This is a genomic window from Paenibacillus phoenicis, assembly GCF_034718895.1.
GTDB classification, from domain to species: domain Bacteria; phylum Bacillota; class Bacilli; order Paenibacillales; family Paenibacillaceae; genus Fontibacillus; species Fontibacillus phoenicis.
Genome location: NZ_JAYERP010000001.1, coordinates 1345626 through 1363530 on the forward strand (window position 1 = coordinate 1345626; position 17905 = coordinate 1363530).

The 17905-nt window shown below is 51.9% G+C and carries 17 protein-coding genes and 1 riboswitch; of the genes, 3 read left to right on the forward strand and 14 right to left on the reverse strand.

The window, feature by feature from the left end; translation table 11 throughout:
* Positions 1-3 precede the first annotated feature (3 nt).
* The 5 genes from mobB to U9M73_RS06340 are packed head-to-tail and all read right to left on the reverse strand — an operon-like array spanning position 4 to position 3803.
* Positions 4-492: a molybdopterin-guanine dinucleotide biosynthesis protein B gene (gene mobB, locus U9M73_RS06320; protein WP_260070289.1), complete on the reverse strand. Its 489-nt coding sequence runs from the start codon at positions 490-492 to the stop codon at positions 4-6.
* 39 nt (positions 493-531) lie between these two features.
* Entirely contained in the window at positions 532-1800 is a 1269-nt protein-coding gene (locus U9M73_RS06325) for a molybdopterin molybdotransferase MoeA (RefSeq protein ID WP_260070290.1), read from the reverse strand.
* Positions 1797-2141 carry a prenylated flavin chaperone LpdD gene (gene lpdD, locus U9M73_RS06330; protein ID WP_009226152.1) on the reverse strand — a complete coding sequence of 115 codons (345 nt, stop codon included), beginning with the start codon at positions 2139-2141 and terminating at the stop codon, positions 1797-1799. Before lpdD ends, U9M73_RS06325 begins: the two co-directional genes overlap by 4 nt.
* Positions 2142-2178: 37 nt before the next feature.
* The gene (locus U9M73_RS06335) at positions 2179-3111 is read right to left on the reverse strand and encodes a dihydroorotate dehydrogenase (protein ID WP_009226153.1); all 933 of its coding nucleotides are present in this window, start codon (positions 3109-3111) and stop codon (positions 2179-2181) included.
* The gene (locus tag U9M73_RS06340; protein ID WP_260070291.1) at positions 3108-3803 is read right to left on the reverse strand and encodes a dihydroorotate dehydrogenase electron transfer subunit; all 696 of its coding nucleotides are present in this window, start codon (positions 3801-3803) and stop codon (positions 3108-3110) included. Before U9M73_RS06340 ends, U9M73_RS06335 begins: the two co-directional genes overlap by 4 nt.
* A gap of 188 nt (positions 3804-3991) precedes the next feature.
* On the opposite strand from U9M73_RS06340, the gene U9M73_RS06345 reads away from it, so the two are divergent.
* Positions 3992-4825: a polysaccharide deacetylase family protein gene (locus tag U9M73_RS06345; RefSeq protein ID WP_232282338.1), complete on the forward strand. Its 834-nt coding sequence runs from the start codon at positions 3992-3994 to the stop codon at positions 4823-4825.
* Positions 4826-4918: 93 nt separating this feature from the next.
* On the opposite strand, the gene U9M73_RS06350 is transcribed toward U9M73_RS06345, so the two are convergent.
* The 4 genes from U9M73_RS06350 to U9M73_RS06365 all read right to left on the reverse strand — a co-directional run bounded on the left by U9M73_RS06350 (position 4919) and on the right by U9M73_RS06365 (position 8280).
* Entirely contained in the window at positions 4919-5611 is a 693-nt protein-coding gene (locus U9M73_RS06350) for a 3D domain-containing protein (RefSeq protein WP_009226156.1), read from the reverse strand.
* Positions 5612-5619: 8 nt separating this feature from the next.
* A riboswitch (cyclic di-AMP (ydaO/yuaA leader) is annotated at positions 5620-5788 on the reverse strand.
* Positions 5789-5962: 174 nt separating this feature from the next.
* Positions 5963-6685 carry an amino acid ABC transporter ATP-binding protein gene (locus tag U9M73_RS06355; protein ID WP_009226157.1) on the reverse strand — a complete coding sequence of 241 codons (723 nt, stop codon included), beginning with the start codon at positions 6683-6685 and terminating at the stop codon, positions 5963-5965.
* Positions 6672-7334, reverse strand: coding sequence for an amino acid ABC transporter permease (locus U9M73_RS06360; RefSeq protein ID WP_009226158.1), 663 nt, complete (start codon positions 7332-7334; stop codon positions 6672-6674). The genes U9M73_RS06355 and U9M73_RS06360 overlap by 14 nt, the downstream gene beginning before the upstream one ends.
* Positions 7335-7428: 94 nt before the next feature.
* Positions 7429-8280: a transporter substrate-binding domain-containing protein gene (locus U9M73_RS06365; RefSeq protein WP_009226159.1), complete on the reverse strand. Its 852-nt coding sequence runs from the start codon at positions 8278-8280 to the stop codon at positions 7429-7431.
* Positions 8281-8553: 273 nt separating this feature from the next.
* On the opposite strand from U9M73_RS06365, the gene U9M73_RS06370 reads away from it, so the two are divergent.
* Positions 8554-10302 carry an alpha-glycosidase gene (locus U9M73_RS06370; RefSeq protein ID WP_260070292.1) on the forward strand — a complete coding sequence of 583 codons (1749 nt, stop codon included), beginning with the start codon at positions 8554-8556 and terminating at the stop codon, positions 10300-10302.
* A 30-nt stretch (positions 10303-10332) separates the two neighbouring features.
* Here the strand turns inward: U9M73_RS06370 and glgA are convergent, their stop codons facing one another.
* On the reverse strand, positions 10333-11763 hold the full coding sequence (gene glgA / locus U9M73_RS06375) for a glycogen synthase GlgA (RefSeq protein ID WP_323076571.1): 1431 nt from the start codon (positions 11761-11763) through the stop codon (positions 10333-10335).
* Positions 11760-13691 carry a 1,4-alpha-glucan branching protein GlgB gene (glgB, locus tag U9M73_RS06380; RefSeq protein WP_323076572.1) on the reverse strand — a complete coding sequence of 644 codons (1932 nt, stop codon included), beginning with the start codon at positions 13689-13691 and terminating at the stop codon, positions 11760-11762. Before glgB ends, glgA begins: the two co-directional genes overlap by 4 nt.
* A gap of 179 nt (positions 13692-13870) precedes the next feature.
* Between glgB and U9M73_RS06385 the strand changes: the two genes are divergently transcribed.
* Positions 13871-15091, forward strand: coding sequence for a glucose-1-phosphate adenylyltransferase (locus tag U9M73_RS06385; RefSeq protein WP_260070295.1), 1221 nt, complete (start codon positions 13871-13873; stop codon positions 15089-15091).
* Positions 15092-15174: 83 nt separating this feature from the next.
* Here U9M73_RS06385 and U9M73_RS06390 read toward each other — a convergent pair whose 3' ends face one another.
* Genes U9M73_RS06390 through U9M73_RS06400 form a run of 3 tightly spaced genes read right to left on the reverse strand, consistent with a single transcriptional unit; the run spans position 15175 to position 17903 of the window.
* Complete coding sequence (locus tag U9M73_RS06390; RefSeq protein WP_323076573.1) at positions 15175-15717, reverse strand: GNAT family N-acetyltransferase; 543 nt, start codon at positions 15715-15717, stop codon at positions 15175-15177.
* Between the two features lie 42 nt (positions 15718-15759).
* Positions 15760-17208: a sensor histidine kinase gene (locus tag U9M73_RS06395; RefSeq protein ID WP_323076574.1), complete on the reverse strand. Its 1449-nt coding sequence runs from the start codon at positions 17206-17208 to the stop codon at positions 15760-15762.
* Entirely contained in the window at positions 17205-17903 is a 699-nt protein-coding gene (locus U9M73_RS06400; protein ID WP_009226166.1) for a response regulator transcription factor, read from the reverse strand. The genes U9M73_RS06395 and U9M73_RS06400 overlap by 4 nt, the downstream gene beginning before the upstream one ends.
* Between the last annotated feature and the right edge of the window lie 2 nt (positions 17904-17905).

Genomic DNA, 17905 nt, shown 5'->3' on the forward strand with positions numbered 1-17905 from the left:
AGCCTACATCCAGTTTTGTCGTATGTACTCCGCCATATGCTCGACCTCATCCCGTTGAAACCGGCGTGGCCCCGACTCGTTGGCGGGGAAGTCCGCCTCCTTCTGGACAATGGCGATGACTTGCTGCAGTTCCTGGATCAACGGCTCGTCCTCTGCGGAGCGCAGCAGGACCATTTTCGGATACGTTTCATGTTTGAAGCCTTCAACCAAGATCAAATCATATTCAGTAAAATGCTCAATCAGCTTCGCAAGCGATGTTTCCTGCTCCTCAAAAACGGCCGTTCGCCATGGCGAAGTAATCGCAGCCGCCGCCGCTCCCGCCTCTCGAAAGCGAAACGAATCGGTCCCCTCTCGATCGGCTTCAAATCCGTGCAGGTCATGTTTGATAACGGCCACGCGAAGATTCATGCCATTAAATATCTTCACCAGCCGGGTAATGAGCGTTGTTTTCCCGCTGTTTTTATAACCGACGATCTGTACTACCGGTACCACGCCCGTTTCCTCCCTCGTCCTGCCTATCAACAAACCGCATCAGAAATCGCTGCCTGGCAGCTTCAGTACCGTCACCTGTTCGCCCGCTTGCATCCCCGTGTTAGAAGGAGGAATCACGATTAATGCATCGCTATCCTTGATGGTGATCATCACGCCCGATTCATCCAGCTCCGCCGGAATCGCGTAAAGCTTGCCTTTCCGAACCTCCAACCGGCCGCGTACGAACCGGGTAAAATTGTTGATTTTTCTGTAAGGACGGGCCAGTTCGGCTGTTAACTCAGGCAAGAACGGCTTCGGAACCCCCATCATCCGGCCGATTGCCGGGCGGACAAACAGCTCGAAGCCAACAAAGCAAGCCCCGGGATTGCCGGACAACGCGAACAACAGCTTGCCGTCCTTCACTGCCGCAGACGTGACGCTGCCTGGCCGCATCGTGACTTTGTTAAACAACATCTCAACGCTGTCGCTCGACAACAGGTCGGCCATGATATCGTAGTTGCCCACAGACACTCCACCTGTGGTTACAACCAGATCGTAATTGGCGATGGCTGCTTCCACCTGCGCTTTGGCTTGGGTCAAGTCGTCCTCGATCGCCTCCAACAGGATCGGTTCGCCGCCCGCTTCGAAGATTTGACTGTACAGCATATAGGTATTGCTGTTACGGATACGTCCGTCCTGGAGCGGTTCATCGATCCGCAGCAGCTCTGAGCCTGTGGAGAAGACGGCAACTCGCGGCCGTTTCTTCACCGGAACGCGGTGAATGCCAAACGTCGCCAGCACGGAGAGTTCACCGGCTGACAGCCTGCGGCCAGGCTCGAGGATCACGTCTCCCTCCGACAATTCGAGGCCAACTGGCGTGATGTTCTTCCCCGACTCAATTTCACGAATCAATTGGATATAAGGCTTACCCTCCCGGATAATGGACTCGGTCATCTCAAACATCACCACAGCGTCCGCTTCATCGGGAACTTTCGCCCCGGTCATGATCCGGGCTGCTTGCCCTGGCTTCAATTTCACGGTTGGAACGGAGCCGGCAGGAATCTCGTCTACGACTTCCAAGAAGACCGGATGTTCGGAATGACAGCCCACCGTATCTCGGCTCAGAATGGCGAACCCATCCATCCCTGAACGGCGAAAATGCGGGTATGCATGCGGTGCAGTTACCCGCTCCGCCAAGATTCGACCTAGCGCTTCCGGCAGCGGAACGGTCTCCGATTCTGTCTCCTTAGCGTAGGGCAGAACGATTGCCTGGGCTTCAGGTACCGGCAACGCTTTGCGACGAAACTTCGCCTGGTCCGCTGACTTCATTGCCGGTCAACTCCATTCCCTTGCTGCTCCTGTAAATATTGATCCAGCATCTCGGAGGTTTTCTTTGCAATCTCCATAATTTCTTCTTTGCTTAAATTGTCGTAATGAATCCCCATGACCACAGTGACGGTTCGGCCGAGTGCCTCCGATGCGCGACGGGCATATTCCTCGGTTAAGGTGTGTTCTTTATGTCCCGGTACGGCGGAGGTCAATACTTCAATGTCTCCCCCTGCTTGATAAGCGGTGGACGCCGCTCCGATATGTGATACGCCACCGGTTATCAGCAGCAGTAAATCGCGGCCAACCGGGATCGCTTCCAGCTTAATATCCTCAAATGACAATTTCCGCAGCTCCTTCCACAACAGTATGCCCTTTATTTTATAGGATTCCGCGAATTTCGTCCAAGGTTTGAACCCCTTCAGCCTCCATCCAGGCCGTAAGGTCAGCGACCAGTTGCTCTCCCGCTCGAAGATGAACGAAGTTATGCGTCCCCACCTGAACGACGGCAGCGCCGGCCATAATAAACTCAACGACGTCCTCTGCGCAGCTGATGCCGCCCATCCCCATTACCGGCAGGGTTACGGCTTGACAGACTTGATGCACCATCCGCAAAGCGATTGGCTTAATTGCCGGACCGGACAGACCGGCATACAGATTGTCGAACACGCTCCTACGCTTGGTAATGTCGATTTTCATCGCCGAAAACGTATTGATCAGCGAAACGCCATCCGCTTGTTCCTCCTGGCACATCACCGCCATGCCCACGATATCCTCGGCGTTGGGCGACAGCTTGACGATCAGCGGCAGCGTCGTCGCAGCCCGAACCTCGCGAACGACCTGCCGGGCGATCTCCGTTTTGATCCCGTACGCCATGCCCCCGGCTTTGACGTTCGGGCAGGAAATATTCAGCTCGATCATGTCAACAGCGGTTCTGCCTTCCCGTCTTCGCCAAGCCGCATCCTCATCGATCAGCCTCGCACCTTCCACGTACTCTTCAATCGTATTCCCGCCCAAATTCACGATCCGTACCAGATCCAGCTGCTCCCATCTCGGACATTCCTCACGCAGGAAGGCGTAGATGCCCGGATTCTCCAATCCAACGCTGTTTAACATCCCCGACGCTGTCTCAGCTACGCGAACGCCTTCGTTCCCTGCCTTTGGATGCAGCGTCAACCCTTTTCCGGACAACCCGCCTAGTTGATTGATATCATAAATCGCACCATATTCCTGACCAAAGCCAAACGTTCCAGAGGCCATCACGATCGGATTTTTAAAAAAGACTCCAGCGAGGCGACACGATAAATCCGTCATACAAACATCACCTCTTCCGCCAAAAATACCGGCCCGTCAGCGCAAGCCTTCTTCCGGACGTCTCTGCATTTCACGCTGCAGACAAGGCAAGCACCGATTCCGCATGCCATCCGATTCTCCAGGGAGACGTATACCTTGGCCTGGCCGCCGCTTTCCGCCTGTTTGCGCTGGACGGCATGCAACATCGGATGAGGCCCGCAAGCAATTACCGTATCGTACGCCCGAAAATCCACTTTCTCTAGAATCGAGCCGCCTACATCCACCGTCACGTTGCCGCGGGACATCGCACGGAACTCCTCTACCAAATAAGGCTCGCGGCTGTAACCGAGATATACGTCTGCCTGCGGTGCTTCCCTAAGCGCATAATAAAACGGAGCGATGCCGATGCCACCGCCTACAAAGGCGGTTCTTCCCTCCAGCGGCGGAAACCCGTTACCAAACGGCCCGTCCAAGGTCAATCGGTCGCCTTGCTTCAGTTCAGATAACCGGGTCGTACCTACCCCCGCAACCCGGATCAAGAAATCCAGCCGATCCTCTTCGAGATCAAAGATACTGATCGGTCGGGACAGTAACGGATAGCGTTCTCCTGCACGCAACATGTAGAATTGCCCCATTTTTCCCGTAAATCGCCCTTGTACGGACAGTTTGAACACCCCTGGTGATATTTCCTCGTTAGCCACTACGATTGCCATATGTTCACCCCACCCCATTTGATTACACTTCATCAAAGGATGCAATTTTTTAGCGGGATCGTCTGTGACATCTCTCACAGCGAATCATGAGAGGAAATCAGCGCAATTTTTCACAATCCATCATGATCTGAAAAAGTTAGGGGATACTAGAGAACATGTACAGTTTTGGGTTGAAGGGGGACTTCAAATTGCTTATTCAGCTTAAGAATGCTCTGGTCTGCTGCATGACCGCTTCTCTGATCATGGTGGGCGGGACGGAATTTTATCCCGTCAAAGCCGCCGCACTGGATCTCGAAAACAGAGGGCCAGAATCTCAGGGGGACCAGGCGGACAAGAAGGCGGCACTCGTGCCCGCAGGTGCCAAGCCGGCAGATCTTGGTGAGCTGCGGCGCAAATATTCAGAAACCTTCATCTTCCGGGGGCCGGAGGTGAAGCAGATTGCACTGACCTTCGATGATGGTCCGGATCCGCGGTTTACGCCGCAAATTTTGGACGTGCTTCACCGGAAAGGGGTCAAAGCCACCTTCTTTGTTGTTGGTGCACGGGCTAAGAAGTTTCCCGGCCTGTTACGGCGGATGCATCACGAAGGCCATCTCATCGGCAATCACTCCTTTAATCATCCGAACTTCCGCAACCGCTCCATTAAGCAGTTCCAGAGCGAGATTTTACGCACGGAGAAAATTATCCAGAACGTCGTTGGATACCGTCCCCAGCTGATTCGGCCGCCTTATGGAGAAATCAAGGAAGAACAGGTTCAATGGGCGAAAAAGAACGGCTACACCCTCGTCAATTGGAATGTGGATTCACAGGATTGGAAAGGGATCGACAAGAACAAAGTGATCTCCAACGTGATGCGCACGGCGGGGCCCGGCTCGATCATCCTTCAGCACTCAGGCGGCGGCGTTGGCTCCGACTTAACCGGCACCATCCAGGCTTTGCCGAAGATCATCGACGCCTTGCAGGCACAGGGGTATCAATTCGTTGATCTTTCCGAGCTGCTGCATACGACCAAATACCGCTGATGTATTGGGAATCATCTGAAAATCAGGCACTTCGCCAGCAAGCACAAAAAGTCGGCCAGGATACATTCTGACCGACTTTTTTAAACAAGGTGTTTAATTTAATACGTAAAGCGTCACATCTTGGAAACCAAACGATTTCGCATTTGCTGCGCTGCCGGGAATAAAGATATCAATCCGGTTACCCTTGATTGCGCCCCCCTGATCGGTGGCCGTAGCTACAAAAGCCTGATCCGGCAGACCGTCATGGTTGTGGCCGGTCACCAGCACCTTTGTGCCCATCGGAATGACATTCGGATCAACAGCGATGGTACCAAGCTTCAGCGGGTTGCCGAAGTAGTCAACCGCGCCCCATTTTCCATTCTCACTAGCTGATGCCGAATACGCCGATGCTTTCACATTGATCGTTTTCGAGTAAGTAAAGGTTTTCCCCCATGCTTCAACCACGTTCCCGGTAGACATGACCTTGAGCTTGGAAGCGGAAGCAGTTGTCGTAGCTGCGCTCTCCTTCTTCGCCGGAGCAGCGGAAGCAACTCCCGTCGTTTGGGTTTGAACTCCCGGAATGGTGATTTTTAAACCAGCGTAAATATTTTTCGGATTGATGGATGGGTTGGCAGCCATGAGCTTATTCATATCTACGCCATATTTTTTGGCAAGAAGATAAAAAGTATCTCCTTCCACGGCTTTATGTACCGCGTCTGCATGGACGGAAGTCGTCTGCATCGGAATCGTAAGGCTTGCGGCGATCAGCGCCGTTGCTGCAATTTTAGACCAAATACGAGTATTCAAATGAATTGCCCTCCTTTTTACTGCGCCTGCGGAGTTAGTTGTCGGATTCGGGAAAAAGGATCATTCCCGGCGCATCGCTTCGATACGCTTCACCCCAAGAAAACAGTCAGCTAGGCAGCCCCTGTTTTCATCTTTCGTCCCCCGCACCTCAAGTTCAGGTTTCGGCCTACTTAATATATCACAATTTTGTAACCAATAGGTCAGGTAAATCCCACCAAACGGCGGAATTGCTTGATTGGACTGGTTACATTTTTGTGTTCAAAGGTAAAAAGAGTGTAAATTTAGATCGTACGTTCGATCCATCGGAGGACAAAAAACCGCCCGAATGGAAGCTCGGACGGTCCTTAAGATTTATAATACTTTGCTTAAAAAATCCTGCGTACGCTGATGCTTCGGCGCCCCAAACACCTCTTGCGGCGTACCTTGCTCCAGAATGACACCTTGATCCATAAACAGGATGCGGTCGCCAACCTCACGGGCAAATCCCATCTCATGCGTAACGATAACCATCGTCATTCCCCGTTCAGCCAGGTTCTTCATAACGTCAAGCACCTCTCCGACCATTTCCGGGTCCAGGGCCGACGTCGGTTCATCAAACAGCATCACATGCGGCTCCATAGCCAATGCGCGGGCAATCGCAATCCGCTGCTTCTGTCCGCCGGAGAGCTGCGCCGGATAGGCGTCCCGCTTATCCTCCAGTCCAACCGTGCGAAGCAGGTCCATGGCGATCGCTTCCGCTTTGCCTTTATCGAGCTTCTTCACGCGAATCGGCGCGAGCGTAATGTTGTCGATCACGGTCTTGTGCGGGAATAGATTAAAGTGCTGGAACACCATCCCCATTTTCTCGCGGGTTTTATTGATGTCATGTCCCTTGGCGGTGATCGAAGCGCCTTCAAAGGTGATCTCCCCTTCGGTCGGAACCTCTAACAGGTTCAGGCAGCGGAGAAACGTACTTTTCCCCGACCCGCTAGGACCGATGACGACGACAACTTCGCCTTTGGAGATTTCCAGATCGATCCCGCGCAAAATATGGAGTTGGCCGAATTTTTTATGCAAACCTTTAACGGTGATCACTGGTCTTCAACTTCCTTTCGAACACGCCCAAAATCCGAGACAGCGTGAATGTCAGAATAAAGTACATAATGGCGATGATCAAATAAGGCGTCATCCCATCGTACGTAATCGTCACGACGGACTGTGCTTGATAAATCAGCTCGGCCGTACCGATGATCGATACGATCGACGATTCTTTAATGATCGTAATAAACTCGTTGCCAATCGCGGGAAGCACCGATTTGATCGCCTGCGGAATGATGATATGGCGCATAGCCATCCCTTTGGTCATCCCCAAGGAACGGGCCGCTTCCCCTTGTCCCCGATCGACACCTTGAATGCCGGCACGGAAAATTTCCGCCAAATAAGCCGAACTGTTAATGGACAATGTAATCGCACCTGACTGAATCGGGGTGAAATTAATATCAAACATAAATGCGAACCCGTAGTGAATAATCAACAGCTGTACCATCATTGGGGTGCCACGCAGAAATTCAACCCACACATGCCCCAGAAACCGTAGGATCCCCCATGGCGACATGCGCAATAGTGCGATCAACAAACCAAGAAAGAAGCCGCATATCACGCTGATCGCTGCCAAGAGTAGGGTATACTGAACACCGGCCAAGAAGTAACTGCGGTATTCCATAAACATTGAAATTAAGTCCATAACGCCTTCCTTCCTCCTCCTTTACCTTAAACCCTTAAGCAAAAAAACAGAAAATAGCGAAAGCTTCGCTATTTTCTGTGGATGGATATCGTGATTATTTTTCGGCCAGTTCGCTAGCTTCGGCAACGAATTGATCGATGCTGCCTGCGCTAATCAAGCGATCGAGCGTCTTATTCACTTGATCCAACAGCTCTTGGTTGCCTTTCTTAATGCCAATCACGTAGCCTTCATCCTCAGTTACCGGCTTGGCATCGGTGATGACCAGGCCTTTAACGTTCTTAACGAACGATTCTGCGACAGGACCTTCCAAAATAGCAGCATCTACACGGTTGGAGTTCAACTGCATAATGATGTCATTAATTTTAGCCAGCGAGGTTAGTTTGGCATTCGGAATTTCCTTCGCCATTTCTTCTTGAATGGAACCTTGTTGAACGCCGATTTTCGCGCCCTCCAGCGATTCCATTGTGCTGAACTTGTCTTTGTCCGCTTCACGAGTCACCACAGCTTGCTCCGCTTTGTAGTAAATTTGCGACATGTCGATTTGTTCAGCACGTTCTGGAGTTGGGCTGAGTCCAGAAATGACGAGATCCACACGTCCGCTCGACAGCTCGTTCAGCAACGTATCGAATTTCAAGTCTTTAATCTCCAGCTCAGCGCCCAGATCCTTAGCGATTTCCTTAGCGATTTCTACGTCGAAACCAACGATTTCGTCTTCGCCTTTGTCGTTCTTAATGTGGAATTCATACGGCGGGAAGTCCGCGCTCATCCCTACGATCAGTTTCTTAGCCGGTTCGGTTTGGTCTCCGCCCGCTTGAGTCTCATTTTGGTTCGCGGCTTGGCCGGCGTTGTTTGCCGCGTTGCCGCTGTTATTTTTTTCCTGACCACAAGCGGCCAGCACCATGGTTACCATCAAGACCGCTATGAATAACATGCCCCATTTTTTCATGCTTTTCTCTCCTATTCTGCTTTACTTATTACACTCGATGATGATTACTGGGCTAATTATAAATCAGAATGCATATATATGCAAAACAATTTTCATGATATACAAAAGTTTTCACAGATCTGCCCTATTGAACCTCGCAAATCCCTATTTATCATACTTTGGTCAATTCAATCCTGAATTATGTTTCACATTGGGTTCATGCTCCTTGCTGCCTTGGGGAATAATGAACATCATCACCATCCCTAGCGAATTTACGAGAGGAGGCGCCAATCCGTGCTGCTTGAAGCGCTCTACCATGTGCCCCGGGATAAATGGGCGTATGCCTATGATTCAACCACGATCCATCTTCGCATCCGGACCAAACGGGATGATGTGGAACAGGTTGTTGCGATGACCGGGGACAAATACGATTGGACGGGAACCTACCAGGAGCTGCCGATGGAAAAAACGGCCCATGACCGCATGTTCGACTATTGGGAGGTCGCTGTGCGTCCCAAGTTCAAGCGCCTTTCCTATGCCTTTAAGCTTACGGCGGGAACGGAAACGGTTTACCTGCTGGACACGGGGATTCAATCGGAGTCCCCTCAACCGCCGGGGGAATGCTTTGAATTCCCGTATATCCATGAAAACGAAGTAGTCCGGGTGCCGGAATGGGCGAAGCAAGCGGTCTTTTATCAGATTATGCCGGAGCGGTTCGCCAATGGAGACCCTTCCAATGACCCCAAGCCGGTCGAAGCCTGGGGAGGCAAGCCGACCCGTGAAAATTACTTCGGCGGCGATTTGCAGGGAATCATTGACCACCTGGACGATTTGACGGACCTGGGTATCACGGCGATTTATCTCACGCCTCTATTTTTGGCTCCGTCCAACCATAAATACGACACCGTCGATTATAAGCAGGTTGACCCTCACTTTGGGAACAACGACTTGCTGCGGGAGTTGGTTGAGCATTGTCATAACCGAGGGATCCGGGTGGTGTTGGACGCGGTCTTTAATCATTGCGGGGAGCATTTCCCTCCGTTCCAGGACGTCCTCAAACATGGAGAAGCCTCCCCTTATGCCGGTTGGTTTCATGTCAACCAGTTCCCTGCCAGAGTAGAGAACGGGATTCCGACTTATGATACGTTTGGGTTCTTCCCCAACATGCCTAAATTTAATACAGCGAACCCGGAACTTAAGAAGTATTTGCTGGAAGTCGCCGAATATTGGATTAAGGAAATCAAATTGGACGGCTGGCGGCTTGACGTCGCTAATGAAATCGATCATTCGTTCTGGCGGGAGTTCCGGCAGGTGGTGAAACAGGCAAACCCGGAAGCCTATTTGATCGGAGAGGTATGGAGTGACTCACTAAACTGGCTGCTGGGCGATCAATTTGATTCGGTGATGAATTATCCCTTTGCGGATAAAGTGCTGGAGTTTTTTAACGGCGGTGTAGACGGGGCTGCCTTCTCCGATGAGATGGGTGCGCTGATCATGCGATATCCGCATCAAACGAATGAAGTGATCTTCAACATGCTGGGAAGTCATGATACCCCGCGCCTGCTGACCCGCGTCGGCGGCGACAAGCGCAAGCTCAAGCTCTGCGTGGTGTTTCTGTTTACGTATATCGGGACGCCTTGTTTGTTTTACGGCGACGAGATCGGACTTACCGGCGACGGGGATCCCGATTGCCGAAAATGCATGGAGTGGGATCGCAGCAAACAGGACCGTGAGCTTTACGATTTCTACAAGCTGATGATCAGGTTGCGCAAGCAGCACCCGGCGCTTCGTCACGGTCATTTTCGATTTTTGCATGCGGAACCGGGGGATCCGTGCATCGTATACGAACGAATGGATGAGAAAATGCATTTTACCGTGTGGATGAACAATACCCCGAAGCCAGTCACCCTCACCCATCCGATGCAAACGAGCGATTGGCGAGATGCCCTCACCGAGGAAGCGGTGGTGCCGACGAACGGGGTAATGAGCATTTCCCTGGATCCCTATGGCTTCCGAATTCTGTACCGGCACATTCAAAAATAACGAAGAAAAAAGCGGACGAACGATCGTCCGCTATTTCTTCAGGCTTTCGTATATGTGGAGGTATTGTCTTGCCGATGCATCCCAGCCGTAATCGCCGGCGAACGCATTTGCTGTAATCCGGTGCCAATGCTCGGGCTGGCGGTAGAAGGACACCGCCCGGCGGAGCGTATACAACATATCGTGCGCGTTATAGTTGCGGAAGGTGAAGCCGTTGCCCTCGCCCGTAAATTCGTTGTAGGAGCGCACTGTATCGTTTAAGCCGCCGGTTTCTCGTACGACGGGGATCGTGCCGTACCGCAGCGCCAGAAGCTGGCTGATGCCGCATGGCTCAAACCGCGAAGGCATCAGGAAGATATCGCTGCCGGCATAGATGCGCCGGGATAACGCGTCGCTGAACTTGATTTGGACCGACAGCTTCCCGGGGTGACGCCATGCCGCTTCCCGGAACCAATCTTCATAAGCTCGGTCCCCTGTGCCTAGAAGCACAAACTGCACGTCATCCGTACTAAGCCATTCATCCATTACCCGAATCACCAAATCCAGCCCCTTTGGTTCAACTAGACGGGTAACCATCGAGATCAGCGGTGTATTTGGTGTCTCCGGCAGCCCGAGCTCCCGCTGAAGCACTGGTTTATTAGCCCGCTTCTGCTCTAGGTTGCGTCCATAACGGGCAAAGAGCTCCAGATCGGTCTCCGGATCGTAAGCCCGTGTGTCAATTCCGTTCACGATTCCCGACAACCGGCCGCTGATTGAGCGAAGCAGACCGTCCAGCCCATAACCGTAATGCTCGGTCTTGATCTCCTCAGCATAAGTTGGGCTGACCGTCGTTACATGATCGGCGTAGACCAAGCCGGCTTTCATAAAGCTGACTTGATCGTAATACTCTACCCCTTCCGGCGTGAAGTAGTCCCAAGGGAGCCCCAACAGATCTCCCAGAATCTCTTTCGGAAAAATCCCCTGATATAACAGGTTATGTATCGTATAAACGGTCCGAATGTTCCGGTAATCGGGCCGATCGCGGTAATGCTCCCGCAGCAGCAGCGGGATCATCGCCGTATGCCAATCATGGCAATGGATAATGTCTGGCATAAACCCGGTAAGGGGAAGCAGCTCCAGCACCGCCCGATCCAAAAACGCAAACCGCTCGCCGTCATCCCAATGGCCATAGATCCCTACTCTGCCAAAATAGTCCTCGTTATCGATCATATACACGGGGATCCCTTCCCAATCCAGCCGGGATATTCCGCCGTACTTGTTCCGCCATCCGACTGGCACCATGCCGGTGCCGAGATGATGCAGACGTTCACGGTAAATTTGCGGCAGCTCGCGATATCTTGGCATGATCACCCTTACATCATGGCCGGCTTCGATCAACGCCTTGGGCAGTGCCCCAATCACGTCAGCCAGGCCTCCGGTCTTAATAAACGGCGCGACTTCGGCCGCAGCAAACAAAATCTTCATCGTTTCGCCCTCCTTCTTGGCGCTTGACGCTTCCACACCGTCATGCTCAGCGGAGGAAGCGTAACGGTCAGGCTTTGGGGCCTACCGTTCCAAGCCGTTTTTTCGCTCAAATGCAGCTTGGGCTGCTGGTGCCCGAACCCGCCGAAATGAACATCATCACTGTTAAATACAAGCTCGTACCGTCCAGGCAATGGAACGCCAACACGATACTCCCTTCGCTCCTCAGGCAGAAAATTCAGCAGCACCAGCAACAGCTCCTGCGGCTGCTTTCCTTTTCGCACATACGCAATCACACTTTGTTTGTCATCGTCCGGGATCATCCACTGAAACCCCTCAGGCGCATGATCCTGCTCCCACAGCGCCGGCTCTTGCAGATAAAAGCGATTTAGCGCCTGGCAATACCCATGAATCTGCCGATGTGACTCGTAATCAAGCAGGAACCAATCCAGCTCCCCTTGATCACGCCACTCGATAAATTGGCCAAATTCTCCGCCCATAAATAACAGTTTTTTCCCTGGAGTTGTCAGCTGATACCCAAGTAACAGACGAAGTCCGGCGAATTTTTGCTCGTAGCTGCCAGGCATTTTGTCCAGCAGCGATTTTTTGCCGTGCACGACCTCGTCATGGGAGAGCGGCAGCGTAAAATTCTCCGAATAGGCGTACCAAATCGGGAACGTAAGCAAGTGATGACGGTGAGGTCTTTCGCTGAACGGAGTTTCAAAATAATCCAACGTATCGTTCATCCACCCCATATTCCACTTGTAATTAAAGCCAAGTCCACCCTGATGCGCAGGGGCGGTCACTAACGGCCATGCGCTGGACTCTTCCGCCATCATCAAAGCATGCGGGAAGTAGCGGAACACCGCAGTATTGAGCTGCCGCAGGAATTCTATCGCCTCCAGATTTTCGCTGCCGCCCTTTTCGTTACGCGCTGCCGCCCAGGACGGTTTCTCGAAATCGTAACGAATCATGCTGGTCACGGCGTCGACTCTCAGCCCGTCGAAATGATACTTTTCAAGCCAATATATCGCGCTGGAGATCAAAAAAGAACGTACCTCGGGTTTACTGAAATCAAAGCTGAGCGTCCCCCATCCCGGTTTCTCCGCTTTGGCCGGATCGGCGTACTCGAACAGGGGCGTTCCGTCAAAAAGACGCAGCCCGTGATCATCCTTCGTAAAATGGCCCGGCACCCAGTCGAGCAACACACCAATCCCGGCCTGATGACAGCAATCCACGAAATACATTAAGTCCTGCGGCTCCCCATACCGGCTGGTAGGGGCAAAATAACCCGTCGCTTGATATCCCCATGATAAATCATACGGATGCTCACATAGAGGCATGATTTCGATATGGGTGTAGCCCATCTCTTTCACGTAGGGGATTAACAAATCCGCCATCTCTCGGTATGTGTAAAAAGAACCGTCGGGCCGTTGCCGCCAGGTCCCGAAGTGAAGCTCATAAATGTTGATTGGCCGTGCGTAAGGTGCGCTGCGGTTCTGGATCCACTTCTCATCTCCCCAAACGTAGTTGTCCAATTCAGTGATGATGGAAGCTGTTTTTGGCCGCACTTCTGCATAAAAAGCATATGGATCTGCCTTCAAGCGGGTCTCCCCATCCGGCCCGGTCAAAGCATACTTGTAAAAACTTCCAACCGGAACATCCGGAAAAAAACGAGTCCAAATTCCCGAATCGGGTATCTTATATAGTACATCACGTGTCCCCTTCCAACCGTTCCAGTCGGCGACAACGGCGACTTGGCATGCATTCGGGGCCCAAACGGTAAAGCGAACTCCACGTCTTCCCCCTTCGGTTACGGGATGGGCGCCAAACGTGCGGTAGCTTTGATACAATGTCCCCTCGCGGAACAAGTAAATATCCGTGGGGGATACGGCGGAAGCCCATGCTGATTCGAACCTGGCATCAAACAAATCTGTCACCACCTTTACAACGGATGAAAGAACGTCAACTGTTTTAAGAAATTCAAAAAATTTTCAGTATTTACATCAAAAATGTGTAATACTTTCGGATATTTTCCATAATTTATTCCATCTACATTATATCCTAATGTATGTGCCTCACAGACCAAAACATGCGGGAGGGAAATGAAATGAGGAAAAAGGACTGTATTGCAATGCTTCTTGCCGGCGGAGAGGGGCGACGATTATCTCCGCTGACCACCAAGCAGGCGAAACCGGCCGTGCATTTTGGCGGACATTACCGGATCATCGATTTTCCTCTCAGCAACTGCGTCAACTCCGGAATTGATACGATTGGGGTTTTGACGCAATATGAAGCGGCTTCGCTCCATGAGCATATTGGCGAAGGAGAACCATGGAAGCTGAAGCACTCCGAGAATGGCGGGATCACTTTGCTGCCAGCGTATCGGGAAGGCGTTGAGGAATATACGGGAACGGCGGACGCCATATACAAGAACATGGCATTTGTCGATGGTCATTCGCCCAAATACGTCCTGATCCTTTCTGGAGACCATATTTACCATATGGACTACCGTCACATGTTGGATTTCCATCTCAGTCACCAGGCGAAAGCAACGATTTCGGTCATGCCGGTACCCTGGGAAGAAGCCCATCGCTTTGGCATCATGACGAAGGATGAGCACAACCGCATTACCGAGTTCGAGGAGAAGCCGGCGCAGCCCACTAGTAATCTCGCCTCGATGGGTATCTATTTGTTTGATTGGGAGTTCTTAAAGCGACAGCTCGAGGAAGATGCAGCCAATCCGAACTCCAGCCATGATTTTGGCAAGGACTTAATCCCGAAAATGTTGGCAGGCAGCGAGCCGCTGCACGCGTATGAATTTAAAGGGTATTGGCGGGACGTAGGAACGGTTCAAAGTCTATGGGAAGCACATATGGATTTGCTGGTTGAGTCCTCCGAATGGAAGCTTCATCGTGAGGATTGGCCGATGTTTACCCGAGAACGGCCGCTCATGCAAGGATGGGTTAAAAAACGTCACACCCACTTCCCTTCCTCCCTCATCCATGATCACTGTTCACTCGAAGGATATGTAGAACGTTCGGTTATTTTCGCCGGCACGGAAATTGGCCGGTACTCCCGAATCAATGACAGCGTCATTATGCCGGGCGCGAAAATCGGCCGTAACGTCGTGATCGAGCGGGCGATTATCGGTGAAGGCGCCATCATCAAAGACGGTACTGTCATCAAAGCGGAGCCTGGAGATATCAGCGTTGTGGCCCCTTACGAAACCGTGTATGCCAAACCGGTAAGCCGACCTCAGCCCTCCCGCTTGCTTCAGGAAGTGTACGATAACGCCCCTCGGCTTCGGGCCGAAGGCTTGCTCTCCTAACCAAAAAGGGGCCGCTTCGAAAGAATCCATGGATGATCTTTCGAGGCGGTCCCTTTCGGTTCTGTATGTGCTTTTAATCGGTGTTAAACTTGTGCATATAAATCAGCGTCCAGCTGATATAAATTGAATTCGCGTCCGTTATTGCTGCCCGTTCCTTGGAGCTGATACCCTAAGCCCTCGTATAACTGAGTAAGCTTCTGGTTCTGGTTCCAGCAGTCAAGCCGTATGCCGGGACGTCCCAGCGCCTTGGAACGTTTAGCAGCATAACGTAGAATTTCACTGCTCAGCCCGCGACCGCGGTAAGCCAAACGGATCGTGAGCCGGTGCAGGTAACTGTAACCGGGAACGTTCAGCTCTCCCCAATAATCGGGATCTGAATCCTGCAGCGTAAACAAGGCCACCGGTTCGCCTGACTCCTGCAGCAGGTAAATTTCACGATCTTCAAAATATGACCGAATCAGCTCCGGTGTAAATTGCTGCGGATTCCACTGATTCACGCCATTTTCTTGCATCCAAGTCGCGGCTTCTACCAGGACCTGCCGCACCGTCTCCAAATCATCTTCGCCTGCCAGTAAGACGTCAAGCGTTTCCTGAGCCGTTTCAAGTTTATCGATGAGCTGCTCCAAAGTAGGTTCCCTTCTCTCCATGAATCTCTATTTATTCTCTCTCTATTGAGGCTTTGTCTCCGTTTCGGCTGCAGCTTCTTCCCTTTGGGTGTCGCTTAACAGCGGCAAGATCACAGAGACGGTCGTCCCAACGCCAAGCTCGCTCTGAATTTCCATTTCCCCATGATGCAGCTCAACCAACTGCTGACTGATTGCGAGTCCCAGCCCGGTACCGCCGCCCTGGTGATTCACCTGGAAGAAACGATCTTTCACTTTGTTTAAATACTCCTCGCTAATGCCAATCCCCGAATCGATGACATCCACTTTCACACGTTCCGCATCCAGACGGTCGATGACCAGATGAATCCAGCTTTGTTCATGGGAAAACTTGATCGCATTGTCCACCACGTTCAAGAACACTTGCTTCAGACGGTTGCCGTCCCCGCTGACAATGGCGGTGCCGTCGGTTTTATCCTCGAGCTTCAACTGAATATGCTTCTGTTCCGCCTTTGCCCAGACGTTGAGCATCGTCTCCTGAAGCAGTTCTTTGAGGTTCACCTCTCCGATCACCAGCTTCATCTCGTTGGATTGCAGCTTCGAGAAATCAAGGATTTCCTCGACAAGTCCAATCAAGCGATCGGTTTCTTTCGCGATAATCCCTATCCCAATCTTCGTCTCCTCAGGATCGAAGCCGCCGGAGGTTAACGTCTCGCTCCAGCCCTTAATCCCGGTCAGCGGCGTGCGCAGCTCGTGTGAAATCGATGAGATAAAATCATCCTTGATCTGATTGCTGCGGACGATCTCTTCGGCCATATAGTTTAAGGTAGCCGCCAGTTCACCGAGCTCATAACGGTAATTGCCTTTGATTCGCGCATCGAATTTCCCTCTGGCCATTTGCGCCGATACGTCGCGAATATTATTAATGGGCTTAACGATCGAGTTCGCCAATCCGATGCTAAACAGCGTAACGATGGCCAATACGGCCACCGAAACCGCAATCGACATAAAGGTCAAGTTCAGCAGCTTGGAATTTACTGACTCCATCGAGGTGACGTAGCGGACGATGTATTGCGTATGTCCTTGGATCTGAAGCGGCCTTGAAACGGCCATCACCAGCTCGCCGGTCGCCGGCTGCCGCCCGATCCATTTGCCGACGTTCCCGGCTAACGCTTGCGGAACATCGCTGGTCTGAATCGCTTTGTCGGCTTGAAACGGATTGGTGCTTGCCTTGACCTCGCCGTTGCGATCCAGAATCATCAGCTCGGTATTATCCAGCTCAAAGGTGCGGAGCATTTCCGTAAAATAATCCGGATCCCCCTCCGTATTCAACCGGACGAATTTCTGGAAGTAGTCCGAAGCCCACATCGAGTGATTGGACATGTGATTATAGATCGTATCGTAATAATACATGCGAATGGCCAACGTGAAAATAACCTCGACCATAAACAAGGTTACGAATACAACGATGAAATAGTGTAAGACGATTTGCCGTCCAATCCCTTTCTTGATCATTGTCCCTCGCCTTTCCACTTATAACCGTGCCCCCACACGGTTTGCAGGAAAGCCGGTTCGGACGGGTTCGTTTCAATCTTCTGCCGCAAACGGCGAATATTCACATCCACGATCTTTGGATCGCCCATATATTCCTTACCCCAGACGTGATCCAAAAGTACATCACGGCTCAGCGGGGTATTCTCCTTCTCCAGGAAGAACTGAATCAACGAAAACTCCGTTGGAGTCAGCTCAATCAGCCGCCCGTTCTTCTTAAATTGCTTGGAGATCAAATCCAGCGTAAACGGTCCGGACGTAAACGTCACCTTCGCACTGCTCTCGCGGTAGACATTGACCCGGCGCAGCAGAGACTGAATGCGGGCGATCAGCTCGGTTGGGCTAAACGGCTTGCTGACATGATCATCCGCCCCAACGGACAACGCATAGACCTTATCCTGCTCCTGCACTTTGGCCGTGAGGAAAATAATCCCGATCCGTTCATTCGTTTCGCGGATCCGCCGGCACACCTCAAAGCCGTCAATCCCCGGCACCATCACGTCGAGGAGCGCGATGTCAATGTCCGGAACGCTTTGCAGCTTGCTTAACGCTTCGTTGCCGTCCGCCGCTTCGAGCACATCGAAGCCGTTTCGTTTCAAGTTAATGACGATAAAACTCCGGATGGACTCTTCGTCCTCCAAAATCAGCACTTTGCTCAATT